Annotated in this window: 20 protein-coding genes and 1 pseudogene; 8 read left to right on the forward strand and 13 right to left on the reverse strand. The window is 73.2% G+C overall.

Annotated elements, in window-relative coordinates; all coding sequences use genetic code 11:
• On the forward strand, positions 1 to 1,092 hold a 1,092-nt coding region (locus ACXR2U_RS17665; RefSeq protein WP_458826382.1), incomplete at its 5' end, for a beta-ketoacyl-[acyl-carrier-protein] synthase family protein.
• Between the two features lie 42 nt (positions 1,093 to 1,134).
• On the opposite strand, the gene ACXR2U_RS17670 is transcribed toward ACXR2U_RS17665, so the two are convergent.
• Positions 1,135 to 1,395 carry a helix-turn-helix domain-containing protein gene (locus ACXR2U_RS17670; RefSeq protein ID WP_458826383.1) on the reverse strand — a complete coding sequence of 87 codons (261 nt, stop codon included), beginning with the start codon at positions 1,393 to 1,395 and terminating at the stop codon, positions 1,135 to 1,137.
• Between ACXR2U_RS17670 and ACXR2U_RS17675 the strand changes: the two genes are divergently transcribed.
• Complete coding sequence (locus tag ACXR2U_RS17675; RefSeq protein ID WP_458826384.1) at positions 1,394 to 2,368, forward strand: alpha/beta fold hydrolase; 975 nt, start codon at positions 1,394 to 1,396, stop codon at positions 2,366 to 2,368. The genes ACXR2U_RS17670 and ACXR2U_RS17675 overlap by 2 nt on opposite strands.
• Entirely contained in the window at positions 2,365 to 3,537 is a 1,173-nt protein-coding gene (locus ACXR2U_RS17680) for a zinc-binding dehydrogenase (protein WP_458826385.1), read from the forward strand. The genes ACXR2U_RS17675 and ACXR2U_RS17680 overlap by 4 nt, the downstream gene beginning before the upstream one ends.
• A gap of 149 nt (positions 3,538 to 3,686) precedes the next feature.
• On the opposite strand, the gene ACXR2U_RS17685 is transcribed toward ACXR2U_RS17680, so the two are convergent.
• The 7 genes from ACXR2U_RS17685 to pcaH are packed head-to-tail and all read right to left on the reverse strand — an operon-like array spanning position 3,687 to position 10,208.
• Positions 3,687 to 5,030, reverse strand: coding sequence for a GNAT family N-acetyltransferase (locus ACXR2U_RS17685; RefSeq protein WP_458826386.1), 1,344 nt, complete (start codon positions 5,028 to 5,030; stop codon positions 3,687 to 3,689).
• On the reverse strand, positions 5,027 to 5,416 hold the full coding sequence (locus ACXR2U_RS17690; protein ID WP_458826387.1) for a pyridoxamine 5'-phosphate oxidase family protein: 390 nt from the start codon (positions 5,414 to 5,416) through the stop codon (positions 5,027 to 5,029). The genes ACXR2U_RS17685 and ACXR2U_RS17690 overlap by 4 nt, the downstream gene beginning before the upstream one ends.
• Positions 5,413 to 6,606 (reverse strand): thiolase family protein, encoded by a 1,194-nt coding sequence (locus tag ACXR2U_RS17695; protein WP_458826388.1) that lies wholly within the window; start codon positions 6,604 to 6,606, stop codon positions 5,413 to 5,415. Before ACXR2U_RS17695 ends, ACXR2U_RS17690 begins: the two co-directional genes overlap by 4 nt.
• Entirely contained in the window at positions 6,603 to 7,760 is a 1,158-nt protein-coding gene (pcaDC, locus tag ACXR2U_RS17700) for a bifunctional 3-oxoadipate enol-lactonase/4-carboxymuconolactone decarboxylase PcaDC (protein WP_458826390.1), read from the reverse strand. Before pcaDC ends, ACXR2U_RS17695 begins: the two co-directional genes overlap by 4 nt.
• On the reverse strand, positions 7,757 to 8,965 hold the full coding sequence (locus ACXR2U_RS17705) for a lyase family protein (protein WP_458826391.1): 1,209 nt from the start codon (positions 8,963 to 8,965) through the stop codon (positions 7,757 to 7,759). Before ACXR2U_RS17705 ends, pcaDC begins: the two co-directional genes overlap by 4 nt.
• The gene (pcaG, locus tag ACXR2U_RS17710) at positions 8,962 to 9,477 is read right to left on the reverse strand and encodes a protocatechuate 3,4-dioxygenase subunit alpha (protein WP_458826392.1); all 516 of its coding nucleotides are present in this window, start codon (positions 9,475 to 9,477) and stop codon (positions 8,962 to 8,964) included. The genes ACXR2U_RS17705 and pcaG overlap by 4 nt, the downstream gene beginning before the upstream one ends.
• Positions 9,474 to 10,208, reverse strand: a complete 735-nt coding sequence (gene pcaH, locus ACXR2U_RS17715) for a protocatechuate 3,4-dioxygenase subunit beta (RefSeq protein ID WP_458826393.1) — start codon at positions 10,206 to 10,208, stop codon at positions 9,474 to 9,476. Before pcaH ends, pcaG begins: the two co-directional genes overlap by 4 nt.
• A gap of 29 nt (positions 10,209 to 10,237) precedes the next feature.
• On the opposite strand from pcaH, the gene ACXR2U_RS17720 reads away from it, so the two are divergent.
• From ACXR2U_RS17720 to ACXR2U_RS17735, 4 genes are all read left to right on the forward strand, one after another.
• The gene (locus tag ACXR2U_RS17720) at positions 10,238 to 11,428 is read left to right on the forward strand and encodes a 4-hydroxybenzoate 3-monooxygenase (RefSeq protein WP_458826394.1); all 1,191 of its coding nucleotides are present in this window, start codon (positions 10,238 to 10,240) and stop codon (positions 11,426 to 11,428) included.
• Entirely contained in the window at positions 11,425 to 12,189 is a 765-nt protein-coding gene (locus ACXR2U_RS17725; RefSeq protein WP_458826395.1) for a metallophosphoesterase family protein, read from the forward strand. The genes ACXR2U_RS17720 and ACXR2U_RS17725 overlap by 4 nt, the downstream gene beginning before the upstream one ends.
• 58 nt (positions 12,190 to 12,247) lie before the next feature.
• Positions 12,248 to 12,685 (forward strand): SRPBCC family protein, encoded by a 438-nt coding sequence (locus ACXR2U_RS17730; protein WP_458826397.1) that lies wholly within the window; start codon positions 12,248 to 12,250, stop codon positions 12,683 to 12,685.
• A gap of 440 nt (positions 12,686 to 13,125) precedes the next feature.
• The gene (locus tag ACXR2U_RS17735) at positions 13,126 to 14,535 is read left to right on the forward strand and encodes an HNH endonuclease signature motif containing protein (RefSeq protein WP_458826399.1); all 1,410 of its coding nucleotides are present in this window, start codon (positions 13,126 to 13,128) and stop codon (positions 14,533 to 14,535) included.
• A 34-nt stretch (positions 14,536 to 14,569) separates the two neighbouring features.
• On the opposite strand, the pseudogene ACXR2U_RS17740 reads toward ACXR2U_RS17735, so the two are convergent.
• Positions 14,570 to 14,761, reverse strand: a pseudogene (locus tag ACXR2U_RS17740) (VOC family protein); the annotation flags it as partial.
• An 8-nt stretch (positions 14,762 to 14,769) separates the two neighbouring features.
• Here ACXR2U_RS17740 and ACXR2U_RS17745 point away from each other — a divergent pair.
• Complete coding sequence (locus tag ACXR2U_RS17745) at positions 14,770 to 15,507, forward strand: hypothetical protein (RefSeq protein ID WP_458826400.1); 738 nt, start codon at positions 14,770 to 14,772, stop codon at positions 15,505 to 15,507.
• 113 nt (positions 15,508 to 15,620) lie between these two features.
• Here ACXR2U_RS17745 and ACXR2U_RS17750 read toward each other — a convergent pair whose 3' ends face one another.
• The 4 genes from ACXR2U_RS17750 to ACXR2U_RS17765 form a co-directional block, all read right to left on the reverse strand.
• On the reverse strand, positions 15,621 to 16,766 hold the full coding sequence (locus ACXR2U_RS17750; RefSeq protein ID WP_458826401.1) for an MFS transporter: 1,146 nt from the start codon (positions 16,764 to 16,766) through the stop codon (positions 15,621 to 15,623).
• Positions 16,767 to 16,895: 129 nt separating this feature from the next.
• Positions 16,896 to 17,480, reverse strand: coding sequence for a TetR/AcrR family transcriptional regulator (locus tag ACXR2U_RS17755; RefSeq protein WP_458826402.1), 585 nt, complete (start codon positions 17,478 to 17,480; stop codon positions 16,896 to 16,898).
• Between the two features lie 45 nt (positions 17,481 to 17,525).
• Positions 17,526 to 18,359 (reverse strand): hypothetical protein, encoded by an 834-nt coding sequence (locus ACXR2U_RS17760; protein ID WP_458826403.1) that lies wholly within the window; start codon positions 18,357 to 18,359, stop codon positions 17,526 to 17,528.
• 14 nt (positions 18,360 to 18,373) lie between these two features.
• Positions 18,374 to 18,496, reverse strand: a complete 123-nt coding sequence (locus ACXR2U_RS17765; RefSeq protein WP_458826404.1) for a hypothetical protein — start codon at positions 18,494 to 18,496, stop codon at positions 18,374 to 18,376.
• Positions 18,497 to 18,575 lie beyond the last annotated feature (79 nt).

Below are 18,575 nucleotides of genomic sequence, written 5' to 3' on the forward strand. Positions count from 1 at the left end.
GCCGCCGGCCCGCGCCGCCTGGTCGCGGCCGCGGCGGTGGACCCGGCCGCCGTGCTGGGAGCGGCCACGAGCCGCCGCCTCGACCGCCACAGCCAACTGGCCCTGGTCGCCGCGCGGGAGGCCTGGGCCGACGCCGGCCGTCCGGACGTCGACCCGTGGCGGCTCGCGGTGGTCGTCGGCACCGGGGTCGGCGGCGGCCTGACGACCATGGCTCAGCACGACGTGCTGGTGGCCGACGGCCCGACCCGCATGTCGCCGTTCACCGTGCCGATGCTCATGCCGAACGCGGCCGCGGCCGCCGTCAGCACCGAACTCGGCGCCCGGGCGGGCGCCCACACGCCGTCGAGTGCCTGCGCCGCCGGCGCCGAGGCCATCTCGCTCGCCGCCGACCTCATCCGCGCCGGCCGGTGCGACGTCGCGGTCGCGGGCGGCACCGAGGCCTGCATCCACCCGTTCTCGCTCGGCGCGTTCTCCCGGATGGGTGCGCTCTCGACCCGCACCGACGACCCGGCCGGGGCGTCGCGGCCCTTCGACACCGAGCGCGACGGCTTCGTCATGGCCGAGGGCGCCGCCCTCGTCGTGCTGCAGCGCGCCGACAGCGTCGGGGCCTCGCAGACCGTGCGTGGCCGCCTGCTCGGCTCGGCCGTCACCTCCGACGCGCGCGATCTCGTCGCCCCCACACCCGAGGGCCAGATCGCGGCCATGACGCTCGCGCTCCGCGACGCCGAGATCGGGGTGTCGGACGTCGGTTGGGTGCAGGCGCACGCCACCTCGACGCCTAAGGGCGACCCGGTCGAGGCCGGGGCGATCGCGCGGGTACTCGGCTCCGGGACGACGGTGACGGCGACCAAGTCGATGACCGGGCACCTGCTCGGCGCCAGCGGTTCGCTCGGCGCGGTGGCGACCCTGCTCTCGCTGCGGGACCGGGTCGTGCCGGCCGTCCGCAACCTCGTCGACCTCGACAGCCGGGTGGACCTCGACGTCGTCCGTGGCGGGCTACGCCGGCTCACCGACCGCCGTGCTGCACTGTGCAACGCTTTCGGCTTCGGCGGCCACAACGTGTCGCTCGCCTTCGCCGCCGCCACGGGCTGAGCCCGGGGCCCGCGGCGGCGCCGACCGGTCTGGTCGGTCCGGTCAGGCCGATCGGCCCAGGCCGGTCGTGTCGGTCGTCGGCCGGGCGATCGGCGGGTCGTCGAGCAGGCCCAGCCGGCACGCCGCGACACCGGCGGCGAAGCGGGTCGGCGCGCCCGACGCCTGCTTGAAGCTGTCGACCACCCGTTGCACCGTGCGAGGTGACACGTGGACCAGGTGGGCGGCCTCGTGGTCGGTCTTGCCCGCGGCCAGGGCGCGCAGGATTCCGAGCGTGACCGGGTCAGCCTGCGAGGTCGTCGCCATGTCCGTGGATTCGCTCGGCCTGGGTGGTCCGGTTCCGGTGCTCTACGGTCCGGTGATGGGCACCGCGACACCAGCCGGAACCGACCCGCCGACCACGGTCACCGCCTCGGACGGTGTGGCGCTCTCCGTCACCGTCCGCGGCCCGGCCGACGCCCCGGTGCTGCTCGCCGTGCACGGCTATCCCGACGACCACAGGGTGTGGGACGGCGTGGCCGCGGTCCTCGCCGACCGGTACCGGGTGGTGACGTACGACGTGCGCGGCGCGGGTCGTTCCGGCACGCCCCGTGACCGGTCGGGTTTCCGGCTCGACCAGCTGGCCGACGACCTCGACGCCGTCATCGCCGCCGTGAGCCCGGACCGGCCGGTGCACCTGCTGGCCCACGACTGGGGCTCGATCCAGACCTGGCACGCGGTGACCGGCCACGGTCCGGCGGCCCGGGCCGCGAGCTACACGTCGGTGTCCGGGCCGAGCCTGGACCACGCCGCGTTCTGGCTGCGTGGACGCACCCCCGGCGGAGGGCGGCCCGCGGGGTCGGCCCGGGCGCGGCTGCGACAGGGGTTGTCGAGTTGGTACGTGGGCTGGTTCCACGTGCCGGTGCTGCCGGAACTGGTCTGGCGCAGCCGGTTCGGCCGAGAGGTCGCGGCCCGGCTCGCCGGACCGTCGTCGTCGGACGCCCCGTCACCGGAGGTGCGCGACCTGGTCGACGGCATGGAGCTGTACCGGGCGAACATGCTGCCGCGGGCGCGACGGCCGGAGGTGCGCCGGACCGGGGTGCCGGTCCAGGTCCTCACCCCCACCGGCGACGTGTTCGTCTCGACCCGGCTGCAGGACGCCGCGGGCTTCGGCACCGACGACCTGGTCGTGCGGCCGGTGCGGGGCGGGCACTGGGTGGTGCGCGACCGGCCCGAGGTCGTCGCCGAGGCCGTCGACGAGTTCATCCGGTCGGTCACCGCGCGAGCCGGTGCCCGATGAGGGCGACGACCTGCACCGACGGCGTCTTCGAGGTCGTCGAACGCCCCGACCCCGTGCCGGGGCCCGGTCAGGTGGTGCTCGACGTGCACGCGTGCGGGATCTGCGGGTCCGACCTGCACGCCCGCGCCCATGCCGACGAGTTCGCGGCCACCGTCGCCGAGGTCGGCTACGACGGGATGTTCCGCTCGCACGAACCGGTCGTCCTCGGCCACGAGTTCACCGGTGTCGTGGTCGAGCACGGCCCGCGCACCCGGGGGCTGCACGCACCCGGGTCCCGGGTCGTGTCGTTCCCGCTCGTGCGGCGCGACGGCGAGGTGCAGCTGACCGGGTTGTCACCGGTGGCGGACGGCGGGTTCGCCGAGCGGGTCCTGGTCGAGGAGGCCATGACCTTCGCCGTGCCCGACTCCCTGTCGACCGACCTCGCCGCGCTGACCGAGCCGCTGGCCGTCGCCCTGCACGCGGTACGCCGCAGCGGGATCGGCCGTCGGCAGGTCGCGGTGGTCGTGGGGTGCGGGCCGGTCGGGCTGGCGGTCATCGCGATGCTCAAGGCGAGCGGGGTCCGCACGGTGGTCGCGAGCGACCTGTCGCCGGCGCGCCGGGCACTCGCCTCCGCGTGCGGGGCCGACGTCGTCGTCGACGCCCACGACGCGTCGCCGTTCGAGACCCCGGCCTCGCGCGGGCACCTGACCACGGCGGCCCAGCTGTTCGACCTCGCCGTGGGGTCGATGGAGAAGCTGCGGCGGGTGCCGGTCGTGCCGTGGGAGCGGATCTGGAAGCTCGCGGAGGTCACCGGCGCGACCACCCCGAAGCACCCGGTCGTCTTCGAGTGCGTCGGTGCCCCCGGCATGATCGAACGGATCGTCAGCACGGCGCCGTTCCGCGCCCGGGTGGTCGTGGTCGGGGTGTGCATGGAGACCGACCGTTTCCGACCGGGGCTCGCGATCAACAAGGAACTCGACCTGCGGTTCGTGCTGGGCTACACGCCGGGGGAGTTCCACGAGGCGCTGCGGTGGCTCGCGGCGGGTCGGGTCGACGTCGGTCCGCTGCTGACCGGTCGGGTCGGGCTGGGCGGGGTCGACGACGCGTTCACCGCCCTCGCCGCCGGGTCGCACGCGAAGATCCTGGTCGATCCACGCAGCGACGCCGAGGCGGTCGTGAGAATCGGGTGAGTCCGTCCGAATCGGACGTTAGGGGCTCGGAACCAGGGGTATCACTCTTTCGCCCGGCGACGTTTCGGGGGACTCGTCACCGGCAGCACGGGGAAGTGGCTCGGCCGGTCGCCGTCGGGGGACCGCGACCGGCGAGCCCACCCTGGCCCTCATCTCACCAGCTGGTCGAGTGGCACCCGCGCCGTGATCCAGGCGACGAGGTCGGACTCCACCTGGTCCCGGTTGGTCTCGTTGAAGATCTCGTGTCGGGCTCCCGCGTAGGCGATCAGCGTGACGTCGTCGAGCGCCGCCACGTACCGCTGCTGCAGGGTCGTCGCGAGCACCATCCCCCCGTTGACCGGGTCGGCGTCGCCGACCGCGACGAGTACGGGCAGCTCGCGACGGATCCGGGCCAGCACCTCCGGGTCGGCGAGCGGGCGGGCCTCGACGAACATGGCCTTGCCCGACGCCTGGTCCAGCCCGAAACCGCACAGGGGGTCGGCGACGTAGGCGTCGACCTGGGCGGTGTCGCGGGTGAGCCAGTCGAAGTCCGTGCGGGCGGGTTGGAACGGGTCGTTGAACGACTCCAGCGACATCGGCTGGTCCAGGTCGAGCAGGGGTTCCATGAGGTCGATCGCGGCGGTGCCGGACAGCACGACCGCGTCGACGTCGACACTGTGCTCCGGCAGGTGCTGCTGCACCGCGAACGACCCCATGCTGTGACCGAGCAACACCAGTGGCAGTCCGGGGTGGGCGTCGCGCACGTGGCGGGTGAGCACCCCGACGTCCTGCACCAGGGCCGTCCAGCCGTCCGGCCCGAGGTCGCCCGCCTCGCGACCCTCGATCACCGACGCCCCGTGGCCGCGGTGGTCCTGCGCCACGACGAGGGCGCCGTGTGCGGTGAGGGCGCGGGCGAGGTGGTCGTACCGCAACGCGTGCTCGCCCATGCCGTGCGTGAGTTGCACGATCGCGCGGGGCGTGCCGCTCGGACGCCACTCGTAGGCGGTGATCGGGGTGTCGTCGGTGCCGGTGAACCGGAACGTGTCGTCGGGCATGGGCCTGATCATGCGCTGCAGGCACACCGATGTCTCGCTCGCCTCGTACGGCGGGAAACGGGGCACCCGCCCGAAGCCGTGGCGGCCGTAGAACCGCAGCGCGGCCTGCTGCCGGTCGCCGGTCTCGAGCCGTACGACGCTGCGCTCGTGGGTGGCGGCGTGCTCGAGCACGGCGCGCATGACGGCGTCGGCCGCACCGGTCCCGCGGTGCGCGGGAGCGACCCAGAACCGTTTGAGCTCGGCGAAGGGCGGGTCCTGCAGCTCGATCCCCCCGACCGCCACGAGGGTTCCGTCGTCGTCGCGCGCGGCGACCAGGTGCACGCCGAGCCGTTCGAGTTGGTCCGCGGAGTACCCGAAGGTCTGCTCGGGTGTGTACTCGCCCTCGGCCAGTTCGGCCGTGAGCGCCTCGAGGGCGGCCGCGACGTCGGGCTCGCGGGGACTCGCCGGGGTGACCCTCACGCGCGCATCGACGCGGACGCGAGCACGGTTTCGACCGTGATCTCGAGGACGACGCGGGCGGGGTTCTCCCGCGGCGGGCGGTACCGGCTGGCGTAGCGGGCGACGGCCTCGGCGACCCGGGCGGGGTCGTCGCTGACCGTGACCGGGCCCCCGAGGGTCAGCCAGTGCCGGCCGTCGACCTGACACACCGCGACCGGCCCGCCGCGGGCAGCCAGGCGCGCCTTGTAGCTGGTACCGCTGGTGATGATCCGCGCCAAGCCGGTGTCGGCGTCCCAGGTGAACCCGACCGGGACGACGTGCGGGGAGCCGTCGGGTCGTACCGAGGACAGCGTCGCGAGGTGCCGTTCCGTGACGAAGGCCGTGGCCGCCGGCGACAGCGTCGTCACGCGCTCTGGTTCTCCAGGACGACGGCCAGCCCCTGCCCCACACCGATGCAGATCGCGGCCACGCCCCAGCGCTGCCCGTCACGTCGCAGCCGTTCGGCCAGGGTGCCGAGCACCCGCCCGCCCGACGCCCCGAGCGGGTGGCCGATCGCGATGGCGCCGCCCCGTGCGTTGACGATCCCGGGGTCGACCTTCCAGGCGTCGACGCAGGCCAGCGACTGGACGGCGAAGGCCTCGTTGAGTTCGACGGCCTCGACGTCGTCCCAGCCGATCCCGGCGCGAGCGAGGGCGCGGTTGGCCGCCTCGACCGGCGCGTAGCCGAAGTCGCGGGGGTCGTTCGCGAACGCCGCCCGCCCGGCCACCCGCGCGAGCGGGTCGGAGCCGATGGTCGCCGCGGCCTGCTCCGAGCCGAGCAGCACGGCCGACGCGCCGTCGTTGAGCGGCGAGGCGTTGCCGGCGGTGATCGTGCCGTCGGGGCGGAACGCCGGCTTGAGCTTCGCGAGCGACTCCGCGCTGCTGTCGGGGCGGATGCCTTCGTCGCGGGAGAGGTCGATTCCCTCGACGGGCACGACGATCCGGTCGTAGAACCCGGCGTCCCACGCGGCGGCCGCCTGCTGGTGGGAACGGGCCGCGAACGCGTCCTGCCGTTCGCGGGAGATGCCGAACTTCTCCTGGAGCAGTTCGTTGCACTCACCCAGGCTGATCGTCCACTCCTCGGGCATGTGCTTGTTCACCAGTCGCCAGCCCAGGGTGGTCGACACGGCGGTGGCGTTGCCCGCCGGGAACGCCCGGTCCGGCTTGGGCAGCACCCACGGGGCACGGGTCATGGACTCGACACCGCCGGCGACGACGACCTGCGCGTCGCCGGTCTCGATCATGCGGGAGGCGCCCATCGCGGCGTCGAGACTGGACCCGCACAGCCGGTTGACCGTCGAGCCCGGCACCGAGACCGGCAGGCCCGCGAGCAGCACGGCCATCCGCCCGACGTTGCGGTTGTCCTCGCCCGCGCCGTTGGCCAGGCCGTAGGTCACCTCGTCGACCGCCGCCGGGTCCAGGTCGGGAGCCCGCCCGAGGACGGCCTTGAGCACGGTGGCGGCGAGGTCGTCCGGTCGCACTCCCGCCAGGGCGCCGTTGAAGCGACCGAAAGGGGTGCGGACGGCGTCGTAGACGTACGCACTGCTCGTACTGGTCATCGTGGGGTCTCCCGGTCGATCTCGTCGAACACACGTTGGGCAACTCGGAAAGCGGTGTTGGCGGCCGGGACACCGCAGTAGATCGCCGTCTGCAGCAAAACTTCCGCGATCTCGTCGCGGGTCAGACCGTTGCGCAGTGCACCACGGAGGTGTCCGGCCAGTTCCTCGTGGTGACCACCCGCGACCAGCGCCGTCAGGGTCACGATCGACCGGTCGCGGCGGGGGAGGCCGGGACGGGTCCACACCGTGCCCCACGCGTAGCGGGTGATGAAGTCCTGGAAGTCGCGGGTCGCCTCGGTGGTCGAGGCCGTGGCCCGATCGACCCACCGGTCGCCGAGGACCGCGCGCCGGACGGCCATCCCGGCGGCGTGACGCTCGTCGGTCGTGTCCGCGGTCGTGGCGATCAACGCCGCCACGGCGGCGGGGGACTCGGCCGGCGCCTGGTGGCCGACGTCGAGTTCGACCAGCCGCGAGCCCGGGACCTGCTGCTCGATCGACCGGAGGCCGGCCAGCGGGGTCGGCACGTCGTGGGTCCCGCCGATCAGGGTCAGCGGGGTGCGGACACCCGGGAGGCGGTCACGGACGTCGTACCGCCCGAGCGCCTCGCAAGCCAGGGCGAAGCTCTCCTGGTCGGTGGCGGCCAACGCGTCGAGCAACGCCTGCGCGCGTCGTGGTTCCCGCTCGCGGAAGCCGGGTGCGAACCAGCGTCCGGCTGAGAGTTTGACCTGGGGTGCCATGCCGTGGGCGCGGACCGCCGCGGCCCGTTCCTTCCAGCCCTCCGGCGTTCCGATGACGGCGCCGGTGCAAGCCAGTGTTGCAGTCAGCAACGATCCCGGGTGGTGGACCGCGAGGGTGAGGCCGACCGCGCCGCCGATGGAGTCGCCGGCGTAGTGGAACGGTCCGGGTCGGTGCGCCGCGGCCGCCTCGACCACGGCGTCGGCGAGGTCGTCGATGCTCCACGACGACGTGACCGGCGGCTGGTCCCCGTGCCCGGGCAGGTCGAAGCCGACGATCTCGAACCGCGCCGACAGCAGGACGGCGCACCGGCCCCACAGCGTGCGAGCCGTGGTGCCGATCGACGGACCGAGGACGAGCAGGGGCCGGGCGTCCGCGGTGGCGGAGAGGGGGACGAGCGACAGACGCGGGGTGCTCACCAGTACCCCTCACTGACGTGATCGGCCTGCGCGACGGTCGCCTGGATGATCGTCGCGTCGGCGCCCGCCCACGCGTCGGCCGCGAGCTCGCCCGCCAAGGTGCCGAGGGCGTGGCGTTCGGCGTCGAGACCGGTCGCCGCCGCGAGGTTGGCCGCCATCCGGTCGGTGTCGACGACGAGGCCGGTGACGAGGTCGACGGTCTGCGAGGCGCTGACGAGCGCGTGCCGCGCCAACCGTTGCAGGGGCTGCCATTCGACGTGCCAGGCACCGGCCGGGCGTTCGTCTCCGGTGTCGGCCCCGGCGAGGTGCAACAGGCCGAGATCGGCCGGCGCGCTCAACGCGGCGCGGCGGATCAGCGTCGACATCACCGGGTTGGACTTGTGCGGCATCGTCGACGAACCGCCGCCCACCCCCTCGCGGAGTTCGCCGATCTCGGGGCGCGACAACGTCAGCACGTCGTTGGCGATCCGGCCGGCGGCGGTCGTGACCCGTACGAACGCTTCGCCGATCCGGGCGAGGTGGTCCCGTTCGGTGTGCCAGGGCAGTCGGCCGCCGAGGTCGAGGCGCCGTTCGAGCCCGGCCGCCACCGACATCGCACGGTCCTGATCTCCACCGGTGAGCACGGTGATGCCGGACAAGGTGCCCGCCGCACCGCCGACCTGGGCGGCGAACTGCAGGCCACCCACCCCGCTCGCGGCTGCCAGCAGGCCCCGCAGCCAGACCGCGACCTTCGTCCCGAACTCGATCGGCACCGCGGGCTGGGTGAGGGTCCGGCCGCACATGGGGGTCGAGCGGTGCGCGCGGGCCAGCGCCGCCAACGCGGTGGTCGATGCCTGCAGCAACGGGCGCAGCTGTGCGCAGGTCCGCCGCGCTTCCAGGACCAGGGCGGTGTCGAGGGTGTCCTGGCTGGTCAGACCCCGGTGCAACCACGTCGCGGCGTCGCTCTCACCCCGGCCGCGCAGGCGCTCCCGGAGCAGGTCGAGCAGGGGCAGGACCGGAGTGCCACCGGCCTCCGACCGTGCGGCGACCGTCGCGACGTCGCCTGCGTCGACCAGGTTCGTGAGGTCCACCGCGGTCGGGGCGAGGCCCGATCCGGCCAGGGTGGCCAGCCAGGCGTCCTCCACCCGCACCATCGCGGCGAGGACCGCCGCGTCGGAGAACACGTCGCCCGCGCGGTCGTCGCCCGGCCAGAGCAGGGCGCTCACCGCGGGTACTCGAGGAAGACGGTCTCGTCGGCCCCCTGCAGGACGACGTCGAAGCGGTAGCCGTCGGGTTCCGGGGTGGCGAGCAGGGTGGCGCGGCGTTCTGGCGGAAGCGAGGTGAGCAGGGCGTCGTCGACGTCGTCGAGATAGGCCCGGGTGAGCAACCGGTGGAGCAGGCCGCGGGCGAAGACGGTGAGGGCGACGAACGGGGCGCCGGGTCGGACGGTCGTGAAGCTGTAGTGGCCGTCGGCGTCGGTGGCGGTGCGCCCCCAGCCGGTGAACGTCCAGCCGTCGCGGTGCAACGATCCGGGTTGCCGGGGAACGTTGCCGTGGGCGTCGGTCTGCCACAGTTCGAGCAGGGCGTCCGGGACGGGAGCGCCGTCGCCGTCGAGCACCCGGCCGTGCAGGCGGATGGCGTCGGCGCGGCCGGGTGGCACCAGGACGGCGTCGCCGGCGAACGGCAGGGCGTAGCCGAAGAACGGGCCGATGGTCTGACCGGGTGTCGGGGTGCTCATGCGTCGACCTCGGGGTCCGGCGGGGTGCGGTGGGCGCCGGTGAGCACGATGTCCCAGCGGTAGCCGGTCGCCCACTCCTCGGTCGTGACGTCGTGGTCGTAGGTGGCGATCATCAACTCCCGCGACGCGGGGTCGGTGACGGCGTTGAAGATGGGGTCCAGGCCGAACAGCGGGTCGCCGGGGAAGTACATCTGGGTGATCAGCCGCTGGGTGAAGTCGGTGCCGAAGAGTGAGAAGTGGATGTGGGCCGGGCGCCAGGCGTTGCGGTGGTTGCGCCACGGGTACGGGCCGGGCTTGACGGTGGTGAACCGGTAGGTGCCGTCCGCGTCGGTGAGGCAGCGCCCGGCGCCGGTGAAGTGCGGGTCCAGCGGGGCGGGGTGGTCGTCGCGCTGGTGGGCGTAGCGGCCGGCGGCGTTGGCCTGCCAGATCTCGACGAGTTGGTGGGCGACGGGCCGGCCCTCGCCGTCGAGCACCCGTCCGGTCACGACCAGGCGCTCGCCGAGGGGTTCGCCGCGGTGCTGGACGGTCAGGTCGGCCTCGTCGGCGCGGACGTCGGTGGGTCCGAAGACCGGCGCCCACAGCTCGACGCCCTCGGGGTCGACCGGCACCGGCGGGTGGAGCGGGTGCCGCCGCGCGCTGCTGCGGTAGGGCGGGTAGTCCAGGCGGGGCTGCGGGCCGGCGTCGCCGTCGAGGGCCGCGATCTCGGCGCTGACCTCCTGTTGCGACGTCACCTCCGCACCGTACGGCTAACGTCGGGTCCGTGACGACGGTCCGGACGGAGACCACACAGGTCGCGATCGTCGGCGGCGGCCCCGCCGGCCTCATGCTGGCCCACCTGCTCCGCGCCGGCGGCGTGGACGTCGTGGTGCTCGAGCACCGCACCCGCACGGCGATCGAGCAGACGTCGCGTGCCGGGATCCTCGAGGCCGACACCGTGCGGATGCTGGTCGAGTCGGGGGTGTCGGACCGGGTCCTGCGCGAGGGCGTGGCACATGACGGCATCTCGCTGCGCTTCGGCGGCGAGCACCACCGGGTGGACTTCCAGGCCACCGTCGGCGAGTCGGTCCGGCTCTACCCGCAGACCGACGTGTTCCTCGACCTCGCCGCGGCGCACGACCGTGACGGCGGCGACGTCCGGTACGACGTGTCCGGGACCCGCGTCGTCGACCTCACGACCGACCGGCCCGGCGTGCTGTTCACTGATGCAGAGGGCAACGATCGTGAGGTGCGCGCTCGGGTCGTCGTCGGCGCCGACGGGTCCCGCAGCATGTGCCGCCACGAGATCCCGGAGTCGGCGCGACGGCAGTACACCCGCGAGTACCCGTTCGCCTGGTTCGGGATCCTCTGTGAGGCGCCGCCGAGTCACCCTGAGCTGGTCTACGCGAACTCGCCGCGGGGTTTCGCGTTGATCAGCCAGCGGACCCCGACCGTGCAACGCATGTACTTCGAGTGCGATCCGGCCGAGGACGCCTCCGCCTGGTCCGACGACCGGATCTGGGCCGAGTTGCAGCAACGGGTCGCGGGCGACGACGGGTTCGAGCTCGTGCAGGGCCCGGTGATCGACCGGTCCGTGCTGGCGTTCCGCAGCTTCGTCCTCGAACCGATGCGCCACGGCCGCCTGCTGCTGGCCGGCGACGCCGCGCACACCGTGCCGCCCACCGGCGCGAAGGGCCTCAACCTCGCCCTCGCCGACGTGCGGGTGCTGGCCGAGGTGCTGCTGGACTTCACGGCCCGTGACGACGCCGACGTCCTCGACGTCTACGGCCCGCGGGCGTTGGAGCGGGTCTGGCGGGCGCAGCACTTCTCGTACTGGATGACCACGATGTTGCACGCCGTGGGTGACGAGTTCGACCGTCGTCGCCAACTCGGTGAGTTGACCTCGCTCGTCACGTCCGAGGCGGGCGCGCGCTACCTCGCCGAGGGCTACACCGGCTGGCCGGGTCGGTCATGACCTCGTCCGGCTCCGGTTCCGTCGCGGTGTTGTCCGACGTCCACGGGGTCCTGCCCGTGCTCGAGGCCGTCCTCGCCGAACCCGACGTCCGTTCCGCCGACCTCGTCGTGGTCACCGGCGACCACGCATCCGGCCCGCAGCCCGGTGCGGTGCTCGACCGCATGCTCGCCGAGGGCGACCGGCTGCGGCTGGTGCGCGGCAACGCCGACCGCGAGCTCGTCGCCCTGCGGCGTGGTCAGCCCGTCGACATCCCCGACGACGTCACGCCGTGGGCGGCCGCCCAGTTGACCGACGCGCACGTCGACCTGCTCGAAGCCCTCCCGCACCCGCTCGTGCTCGACGTCGAGGGCTTCGGCCCGGTCGTGTTCTGCCACGGCACGCCGCGCCGCGACGACGAGATCGTGCTGGTCGACTCGCCGCTGTCGCGGTGGGCGGACGCGTTCGGGACGTTGACCGCCGAGCAGCAGACGGTCGTGTGCGGCCACACCCACATGCCGTTCGTGCGGTTGGTCGACCGGCGCCTCGTCGTCAACGCCGGCAGCATCGGCATGCCGTACGGCCGCGCCGGCGGGAGTTGGGCGCTGCTGCGCGACGGTGGGGTCGCGCTCCGGCACACCACGGTCGACGTCGACGCCGCCGTGGCTGCGGTGGTCGCGGGCTCCTCGTTCCCCGGCCGGCAGGCGTGGGCGGACGAGTACGTCCGGGCTGTGAACAGCGACGCCGACGCTCTGCACGCGTTCACACCCCGCGCCCCGGGTTGACCGTGCGGCGGCATGGGCACGACCACGAGTGAGTCCTTCCAAACCCGAGGAGAACACCGTGGTCCAGGTCAGCCGCACCTTCACCGTCGACAAGCCCGTCGAGTTCGTCGTCGACTACCTCGCCGACTTCTCCCACGCCGAGGCGTGGGACCCGGGCACCCAGTCCTGCACCCGCACCGACGGCAGCGGCCCCGTCGCCGTCGGCGCCACCTGGCACAACGTGTCGAAGGTCCTCGGCCGTGAGACCGAGCTGACCTACCGCCTGGAGAAGCTCGAGCCCGGCCACGTGGTGCTCGTCGGCAGCAACGACACCGCCACCTCGACCGACGACATCACGGTCGTCGCCGTCGACGAGGCCCACAGCGAGGTGACCTACACCGCCGACATCGAGCTGCACGGTGCCGCGAAGCTCGGTGCGCCGGTCATGAAGCTCGAGATGGAGCGGCTCGGGAAGAAGACCGAGGAGCAGATGAAGGAGACCTTCGCGAAGCTGTAGCCGCGGTTCGTCCGGGCTGCCGCTCGTTCGCTGTTTCGCGCCCGTGCGGCGGCTGTTCTGTCGTAAGCCGGCTTCCACGGGAATCTCGTTCTGGGTGGGTCGCGCTTGCTGATGGTGGTTGTCGCTGTGCAAGGACTGGCTCCTACGGGATGCGCGGTGGGTACTCGTTCGGGGTGGGTGCGCGGGCGGGCGGCGGTTTTCGCTGTGCAAGAACCGGCTTCTACGGGATGCGCGACGGGTTGCCGTCCGGCGTGGGTTGCGCTCGCGGGCGGCGGTTGCCCTCGACAAGAACTGGCTCCTAGGAGAAGCGCGTGCCGTCCCGTTCGGGCCGGGCTTCCGTTTGCGGGCGGCGGTTGTCGCTGGTGCCCCGGACCAAGAATCACTCGAGTTCACCGAATGATTCTCTTGCGGCAGCTAGTCGTTCGATATAGAATCGAACTATGGTTGCGGTCGACGAGATGGTTCCCTCGCTCGACCTGCTGCGCGCTCTGCTGGCACAGGATCCCACTGCTCTGGACGACGAGGAACGGGTCGCTTCGGTGGCCGGGTGGGAGCGGATGATCGCGTTCTGCACCGCCCACCAGAACGACGTGATGGCCGCCGCCTACCGCGACCACGCCGCCCCCACTCACGGTGGTGAGCCTGACGGGGACGCCGGGAAGTGGTGGTCCGAGCAACTCGGGCTCGCTCTCGGTGTTGCGGGCACGTCGGCCTACCACCGGATGATGCAGGCGGTCACGCTGGTGGAGGCGGCGCCGGCGATCACGGCGCAGCTGCGGATCGGTGCCATCGGGGTGCACCACGCCCGGGTCGCGGCCAACACCCTGCGGGTCGTCGAACCCGGCGTGTCGCGGACGGTGGAGCGTGAGGTGGTCGACGACCCCGGCTGGCGGACCCCGTCGCAGCTGGAACGGGCGTTGCAGGCCGCGATCATCAAGCACGACCCGGAAGGGGCGAAGGCCCGCAACCGGGCCCGACGTCGCGAACGAGACGTCCGGGTACGAGCGGAAGCCGACGGGATGTGCAGCCTCTGGGCGTTGCTGCCCGCCGAGCAAGGTCAGGCCGTCGCCAAGACCATCGACGCGCACGCTCGTTCGTTGAAAGCCCGCAACACCCCCGGCGACGACCGCACCCTCGCCAACTGTCGCGCCGACGCCTTGGTGGAGCTCACGCTGCGGCCGTTGCACCCCGCCACCGTCGGCACCAGCTCTGAAGCCAGCACCGAACCCGGCACCGGACCCGGCACCGGACCCAGCACCGAACCCAGCACTGAACCCAGCACCGAACCCAGCACCGAACCCGGCACTGACCTCGCGACCGCACCGCGGCTGCACGGGCAACGTCCGGAGATCCAGGTGGTCGTCGGCTGGACCACCCTGATGGGCCTCGATGACCTGCCCGGGTTCCTGCACGGTCACGGCGTGATCGACGCCGCCACCGTCCGGCGTATCGCTTACGACTCCTGCGCTACCTGGCGGCGGATCCTCACCGACCCGGCATCAGGTCAACTGCTGGACTACGGCCGTAAGACCTACAGCCCACCGCGGAACCTCGAAGACTTCGTGATCGCCCGCGACCAGTACTGCCGCTTCCCCACCTGCGACCGGCCCGCTGTGACCTGCGACCTCGACCACCGCCACGACTGGTTCAACGGCTGCCAGACCCGCGAGCAGTGCTTGGACGCGTTGTGCCGGCGTCACCACCGCCTCAAACACGAAGGCGGCTGGACCCACGAACGCGATCCCGACGACAACTCCAGCATCTGGACCGACCCCGCCGGGAAGGAACACCGCAAACCCGCCGCCAAACTCCCGGTCCCCGAACCCGACCCTGGCGACCCACCCTTCTGACAGCCCGCTCTCGGAGGTAGCGGACGATGCAGAACTCGTTGCCCTCCGGGTCGGCCATCACCATGACGACACCCTCGCCGGGGTAGTCGTGACGTTCCGCGGTCCAACGCCCACCCAGGGCTTCGACCTGTGCTCGGCTCTCGTCGGTGTCGTCCACCTCGGCGTGCGGGTGCGTCCGGTGAGCCGCTCCCGTCGGGTGACACACCACGCCCGTCGGCGGGCACACTCCGCACCGTGCGGCGGGCGAAGCGGGAGATCACCGTGGCAGTGGATGTCGCGACCGCGGCGCAGCGGGTGCGGGCGGCGTTCACGGCGATGGGTGCCCGGATCCTGGAGGACGGCGGCGCCGGGCGGATCCTGGCGCGAACCGGGGCATCCGGGCGCAGCTTCGGTGAGCGGGTCGAGGTCGTGTTGACGCCGCAGGGCGAGTGCACCCACGTCGCGGTGCGTGCGGAAACCGTGGTGGGATCGACCCTCTTCGACTGGGGGTCCACCCGATCCACGGCCGAGCAGGTCGTGGCCACGGTCGTGGACGAGCAGCTGGCGGCATCGGCGGAGGCTCGCGCCGCCGAGCGGGTGCTGCCGGCCGCCGCGATCTGGCTGGGCGAGGTGGCGGTCGGCGTCGCGACGGTGCTGGCCGTGGTCGCAGCGCGGGGTCACGAGCGGACCGAGTTGCTCGCCGCGGCCCTCACGGCGGCGGTCCTGTGGGCCGTTGCGGTGCTCACCGGGGCGCTCCGGGTCCGGCAGAGGGGCGCGTACCAGTCTCCGGCGCAGGTGATGGTCCCGCTGGTCGTCTGGCTGCCGCTCGGCCTGGTCAGCACCGACCTGCTGACGCCGCCTCACCCGAGCGAAGGGGTCCACTTCAGCGCCGAGCTGTCCAGCGTGCCCGGGTCGTTCGCCCTGGTCGCGTTGCTCTTCGCGGCCTACCACCACCACCGACGGCGGAACCGTCATCGTCCAACGCCCGGCTGACCACCGCTGTCGCCGCCCACCCTGCGGTGGGACGGACACCGCGACGACGCGTCGGAAGCTCACCCCACCTGCGTGAGGCGCGACCGTTGCAGGGTGCAACCGCGACACGGCACTTAGGCCGGGCAGCCCACACAGTCACCGGCAGGAACCGCGGCCGGGGTGAGAGCAGGCTCGGCGGCGGGTTCGCTCACCGCGGCGCGGCGGTCGAGGCGGCGTGACCACCCGGCCAGGCCGAGGGCGACGGCGACGAGGGCGCCGGAGACCACGGACGGGGCGAGGTAGCTGCCGGTGAGGTCGATGGACTCGCCGCCGAACCACGGTCCGGCGGTGTTGCCGAGGTTGAAGGCGCTGACGTTGACGGCCGAGGCGAGGGTCGGGGCGGCGCCGGCGAAGAGGAACACGCGGGCGTTGAGGGCCGACGCCATCGAGAACGCCGTGGCACCGAACAGGAACACCGCGACCACGACGAGCACGCCACCGGACACCAGCAGCAGCAACCCGAGGGACGCGGCGGTGAGCACGAGGGACACGGCGACGTTGCCGAGCAGGTGCCGGTCGGCGAACCGGGCGCCGACGTTCAGGCCGAGGAAGGACCCGACCCCGAAGACCAGCAGCACCAGCGGCACCAACCCGCTCGAGAGGCCCGCGTTGTCGGTGAGCAGCGGTGCCAGGTAGGAGAACGTGCCGAACACCGCGGCCTGGAAGGCAGCCGTCGTGGCGAGGGCGACCCAGAGGCGTCGACCGCGCAGGCCGTCGACCTCGGCCCGCAACACCTCGCGGGTCGAGCGGGTCCGCGAACGGTCGGCGGTCTCGGGGACCTTCCAGATCGTCGCGACGGTGGCGAGGACGGTGAGCGCACCGACCGCGAGGAACGCGCCGCGCCAGCCGACGTGCTCGCCGACCCAGGTGCCGAGCGGGACGCCCGCGATGTTGGCCAACGAGAGACCGCCGAGCAACGCGGCCATCCCGCGCGCGGTCACCGAGGCGTCGACGAGTGCGACGACCGTGACGGCGGCCACCGCCCAGAACGTTGCACAGGCCACCGCTGCGATCACCCGGGAGAGCATGAGCACCCCGAAGCTGCCGGCGGTCGCCGACAGCACGTGCGCGGCGGCGAACACGGCGGCCGCGCCGACCAGCGTCACCTTGCGGGGCAGTCGCAGCGTCAGCATCGACATCACCGGGGCACCGACCAGCATGCCGAGCGCGAAGCCGCTGATCAGCAGGCCGGGCCGACGGGATCGAGACGCCGAGGTCACCGGCGATCGGCGGGAGCAGGCCCGCGAGCATGAACTCCGAGGTGCCGAGGCAGAAGACCGTGAGCGCGAGGACGTAGACCGACAACGGCAACCGCGTGCGCGGGGGAGCCGTCGGGTCGAGCGTGGTGGTCACAACAACTCCAGGAGGGTGTCGACGGTCGCGTCGGTCTCGGCGCGGTCCGGTCGGATGCGGGCGGCGACCTGCAGGCCGTCGTAGGCGACGTGGACGACCGCGGCCAGGGCCGCGGGGTCGCGGTCGGCGCGCAGTGAACCGTCGGCCTGACCGCGCGCGATCAGCCCGGTCAGCACCTCGCGCAGCTGGTCGGCGTTGGCGAGCAGGACCTCGCGCAACTCGGTGTCGTCGAGGGCGACGTCGATGGTGGCGTGGATGCCGAAGCACACCCGACGCGACGAGTCGCGCCACTGCACGTCCAGCAGGTCGCCGAGCAGGGTCCGCAGGGCCTCGCGTCCCGAGGCGCCGGTCGAGCGCTGGAGCGAGGCGTCCCGGTCGTCGACGCGCTGCTCGCCGTAGCGGCGGACGCCGCGCACGTAGACGTCACGCTTCTTGCCGAACGCGTTGTAGAGGCTGCTGCGGGACAGGCCGGCACGGTCGCAGAGGTCGTCGGTGGAGGTTGCGTGGAACCCGTGGTCCCAGAACTGGTCCACACAGGCGTCGAGCGCGACGGCGTCGTCGAAGGCGCGGGGACGAGGCATGCCGACGACCGTACGCCGTTCTGGACAACATTGTCCAGAACTGGCTCAGGCAGGTCGACGCGGGCCGGTGTCCGGGCTGGGGAAGGTCGCGGCGTCGACCCGCAAGCGCCACAGCTGCGCCGCGCCCAGGCCGCCCACGACGAGGACGGCCGTCCTCACGAGCACGAGCACGGCGAGTCCGCCGACCGGGGCGAGGCACCACACGGCCGCGGCCGCCAGCGCGAGGCCCCGGCGCCCGGCGTTGTGGTCGCCGGCCCACGGTCGGGCCAGGACGACCGCGCCGACGACCAACGCCGCCGCGGCGACCGACACGGCAACGAGGGTGACCGAGTCCAGCCAGGGTCCGGCGCTCGTCCCGAGGCCGAGCGCCGTCAGGGCGGCCGCCCGCCAGGCGGCGGTGCGGGCGCGACCCGGTGCCGCCGGGACCGGCTCGTAGGTGTCGAGTCGGGTCGGCGGGTGCGCCGCGAGCATCGCGGCACGGTCGCGGTGGACCTCGACCCGTGCGTACCGACGGCCGACGGCCGCCACCAGGTCGTCCGGGACGGCCGCGGAGAACCACACCGCCTCGACCCGGGCGTGCTGCGCTCGCAGCCCGCGCGTGCCGAGCACGACGTGCCCCCACACGGCGACGACGGCGAGGACGTGCACCGCGTGCGCCTGCTCGGCGGCCGTCGGCGGACCGGCGTAGGCGTACAGGCCGCACGTGCAGTCCGGGTCCGGCGCCACGTGGGACGCGCCGGTGGCGCAGACCGCCGTGGTGGTCGCGGCCGTCCACGGGGTGGCGACGGTCAGGGGCAGCAGTTCACCCGCGGGGCCGACGCGGAACGTGCGCACCGCGCGGATCTCGCCGACGAGCGGTTCGGCCTCGGTCGGGTCCACGGCGCTGCTGCCCGTCAGGTCCGGTCGGGCACCGGGGACGGGGTCGCGGGGGTCGCCGGAGCGGGTTCCGGGGCGGGCTCGGGGACCGGCGTGGGGAGCACCTCGACGCGACGGCGTTCGGTGCCGATGTCACCCATGGAGGCCACGGTAGCCCGCTCGGGGGCCCTCGCGTGGAGACGTCGAGAGGGCGGCGTGAGGAGTCCGTGAGGACGGCCT

Source organism: Jatrophihabitans sp. YIM 134969 (assembly GCF_054456675.1).